The sequence below is a fragment of the uncultured Sphingorhabdus sp. genome, assembly GCF_937872355.1.
In the GTDB taxonomy this organism is placed as follows: domain Bacteria; phylum Pseudomonadota; class Alphaproteobacteria; order Sphingomonadales; family Sphingomonadaceae; genus Sphingorhabdus_B.
The window spans coordinates 1-3,724 of record NZ_CALMSV010000153.1; the positions used below are offsets into that span (position 1 = coordinate 1).

The following is a 3,724-nucleotide window of genomic DNA, read 5'->3' on the forward strand; positions in this document are numbered from 1 at the left end:
GTTGAACCCCACGCACCTGACCCGCGCGACGATCCAGGGCTTTATCTATGACCCCAAAGGCGCGGTCGAGGCGGGCTATCTCGATATGCTAGCCGATGCCGGAAAGGCGGAGGCAACCGCTATGGCCGTCGCGGCGCAACTGGCGCAGCTACCGGGGGCGTCTTATGCTTGGAACAAGCAGGCGGTCCGCAAAGCCACGCTCGACCGGATCAGGGCCAACCTTGGGGCGCATCATAATATCTGAAGCGTGGGATACCAGTTTCACGCCGCCGCAATCGTCGTCCGGTGCAGCAACCGGTGGTGACCATCATAACCGCCGGTCGCGGCGTGGAGGACGGATCGGTTGTCCCACATCAGCAGCATTCCCGGCTGCCATTTGTGGCGATATTGAAACGCCTCCTGCCCCTGATATTGGTAAAGCTCGATGAGGAGCGGCAACGCCTCCGCATCGTCCATGCCTTCAAAGCCGATGATATAGCCGAAACAGCTGAACAGCCCCAGCCGCCCGGTTTCGGGATGCGCGCGGATATAGGGGTGGAGCTGCGTCGCCTCGGCATCTTTTGACGGGCGGATATCCATCGAACGCTTCGCCTTGTCGCCTTCGCCATAAAAGCCATCAGGGGCATAAGCCCGCTTCGCCGAATGGATCGCCATCCGTCCCTCCACCCGCGCACGCAGCGCGTCGGGCATCGCATCGAGCGCCGCATGCTGGTTGGCGAACAGCGTGTCGCCGCCAACGGGCGGGATTTTGATGCCATAAAGGCAGGTGCCCGCCGGTGGCCGCGCCTGAAAGCTCCAGTCGCTATGCCAGTTTTCGGCGAACAAGGGCGAGGTTTCATCGGCGAGCCGCTCGACCGCAATCACATGCTTGCGCCCCGGCACCGGCGCGATGAAGGGATCATCGCCAAAGCCGCCAAAATGCAGCGTGAAGCGTTCGAGATCGTCGTCGGTCAAATCCTGATCGGGAAAGGCGAGCACATGATGCTCCAGCCACGCCGCGCGGATCGCACCGACCAGATCGGCGGACAGCGGCTGGCGCAGGTCAACAGCGGTGACGGTCGCACCGCATGCCTGTCCGGATGGGGTTATCTGCATAGGGGCCTCTCCTCAACGGGGAGGCTAGTTTGTGGTTAGGGTTTGTCAATTATGACCATCGTATAAGACAAGCAGTGCGGATCAATTCATTACATGGTCTCGAAAACGTCTGCACACTAATCTTGACACCAGACACGCAAATGCAGATCAGTTTAGATGACTATATCGAAAGGCAAAATGTGAAGCCGATTTTATTGGATGGCTCTAATGTGAGTCTCGCCGGTTCTGGATCTGGAAAACTGACAAGTTTGTCAGCGCTTTTACAGATGATTTATTGCCTACTTGAGAACGGATTCACGCCATATACTATTTTTGATGCTAGCTTCAAACACCGTATAGCCGAAGACTCGCAAGGACGATTCGAGTTCAATCACTTAACCAAGCAAGTCCCCGAGTATTTTCAGATGTCACCCGCGGGTGAAGAGGCCGATCTGTTTTTGCTCCAACTCGCACTAGAGCTAAAATGCCCGGTAATTTCAAACGACACTTTCAAGAAGTACGGAAAAATATCGGGCAATAAGCTGCGCTATGAGGGATGCGATGTTCTCGTGTATCGGTTTCAAATGTTTGCGGGCGTTGTTGTAGTGCCCGATCTTAAGATTCGTCGGAAAATCGATGTGACGGATAAGGACTTAACCAAAATTGAAGCGCTGTTCGCAGCCCCAACACCAACAAAGAAACCGGTTTCCAATCCGCCAGAAAAGAGCGACCCGTCCAAGAAAGCTCAAAAAACCATAGCCTCGTCAGCCGATATAACTGACAACGAACTACGAGGCATTAAGCGCGTCGTTTCCAGATTTGTGAGCGGCGGATCAAATGGCGGCCAAACTGGCCTCAGTCAGCGTTTGTCAGTTCACAGGAACAATTACATCAAACGGACCGGCATTTCGGACAAGAGCGGGCACACATGGTTTGGGTATTCAAAACTAAGCGACTTCCTGCGCGCCCACTTTCCCGAAGCTCAAGTCGAACACGAAAAAAGTGAAGCCAGTAAATAACTGGTTTCGAATCATCCGCGACCAAGCGGCGCGCAAGCCTCCACCAGCCACTCCTTCGCCTCGCCCTCCAGCTGCGGGCCGACAATCTCTAGTACCCGTGCGTGGTATTCATCCCACCAGCGCAGTTCGTCGCGGGTGAGGAGGCTGGTGTCGACCAGCGCCTTGTCGATCGGGGCCCAGGTCAGGTTTTCGAAGCCGTAATATATGCCTTCCGCGCCCTCGATCTGCCGTACTTCGACCAGCACGAGATTTTCGATGCGGATGCCATAAGCACCGGTTTTATAATAGCCGGGCTCGTTCGAAAGGAACATGCCGGGGAGGAGGGTTTCGCCGGTTCCGGCCTGCCCGCCCGCCGATTTGGCGATGCGCTGCGGGCCTTCATGGACCGATAGGAACGCGCCGACGCCATGGCCGGTGCCATGCGCATAATCAACACCCGCCTTCCACAGATATTGCCGCGCGAGCGCGTCCAATTGGCTGCCCGCCGTGCCTTCGGGGAAGACTGCGCGGGCGAGCGCGATGTGGCCCTTGAGCACGCGGGTGTTGCGGTCTTTCATTTCCGCCGTGGGCTCGCCGGGGCCGATCCAGACGGTGCGGGTGACATCGGTGGTGCCATCGAGATATTGCCCGCCGCTGTCGACCAGATAGATGCTGCCCGGCTCGATCTGCCGGTTGGATGTCTCATCGACGCGGTAGTGCGGCAGCGCGGCGTTGGGGCCGGCCGCCGAGATGGTGTCGAATGAAAGGTCGCGCAGCTTGCCGGTTGCTTCGCGGAAGCTCTGGAGCTTGGCTGCAGCGCTGAGTTCGGTCTCACCGCCCTTGGGCGCTTCGACCGACAGCCAGTGGAGGAAGCGGGTGAGCGCTGCGCCATCCCGCGCCTGCGCTGTGCGGTGGCCGGCCTGTTCGACCGGGTTCTTCTGCGCGCGCGGGATGACGGTCGGGTCGCACAATTGGACAACTTCGGCCCCTCCGCTCGCTAGCTTGTCGAAGATCGCCGCAACTGCGCGTTCGGGGTCGACCGCGATGCGCTTGCCCTGCATGCCCTGAAGCGCGGGCGCAAAGGCGGTGCGCGGGTGCAGGCGCACGGCGTTGCCGAGGTGCTGGCGCACCTCGTCGGTGATCTTGTCGGGTTCGACATAGAAATCGGCGGTGCCATCGCCGTTGATAACCGCGAAGGAGAGCGCGACAGGGGTGCGCGACACATCGCTGCCCCGAATGTTGAACGCCCAAGCCACGCTGTCGAGTGCCGACAGGATCGCGGCGTCCAGCTTGCGCTCGGCCAGCCAGTCAGCAATCGCGGCACGCTTTTCGGCGCTGCCCTGCCCGGTATATTCGTCGCCCAGAACGATCAGCTTCGCATTGGAAGGATCGGGGCGGCCTGCCCAGACCTTGTCGATCGGGTTTTCACCCACCGCAACCAGCTCTGCCCCGACCGAGGCGAGCGCCTTTGCCGCGGCATCGGCCCAGCCCTTGGTATGCACCCAGGGATCATAGCCGATCCGCGCACCCTGCTTCGCATTGGTCTTCAGCCACTCGGCGACGCTGGTCTGCGGCACCTGTTGATATTGCCATAGCTTGCCATCGACCTGCTCGCGGACATGGTGCTGCGGCCCGCCTTCCACGACGCCGAC

The 3,724-nt window shown here is 59.6% G+C and carries 4 protein-coding genes; 2 read left to right on the forward strand and 2 right to left on the reverse strand.

All coding sequences use genetic code 11. The features are described from left to right. A partial coding sequence (locus tag Q0239_RS09770) for a hypothetical protein (protein WP_298601934.1) occupies positions 1–244 on the forward strand: 244 nt, incomplete at its 5' end. A gap of 17 nt (positions 245–261) precedes the next feature. Here Q0239_RS09770 and Q0239_RS09775 read toward each other — a convergent pair. Next, positions 262–1,095, reverse strand: coding sequence for a TauD/TfdA family dioxygenase (locus Q0239_RS09775; RefSeq protein WP_298601937.1), 834 nt, complete (start codon positions 1,093–1,095; stop codon positions 262–264). Positions 1,096–1,235: 140 nt separating this feature from the next. Here Q0239_RS09775 and Q0239_RS09780 point away from each other — a divergent pair, with 140 nt between their 5' ends. Beyond that, a complete protein-coding gene (locus Q0239_RS09780; protein ID WP_298601940.1) occupies positions 1,236–2,093 on the forward strand; it encodes a hypothetical protein in 858 nt (285 codons plus the stop codon). 11 nt (positions 2,094–2,104) lie between these two features. On the opposite strand, the gene Q0239_RS09785 is transcribed toward Q0239_RS09780, so the two are convergent. Continuing rightward, a partial coding sequence (locus tag Q0239_RS09785) for an aminopeptidase family protein P (RefSeq protein WP_298601943.1) occupies positions 2,105–3,724 on the reverse strand: 1,620 nt, incomplete at its 5' end.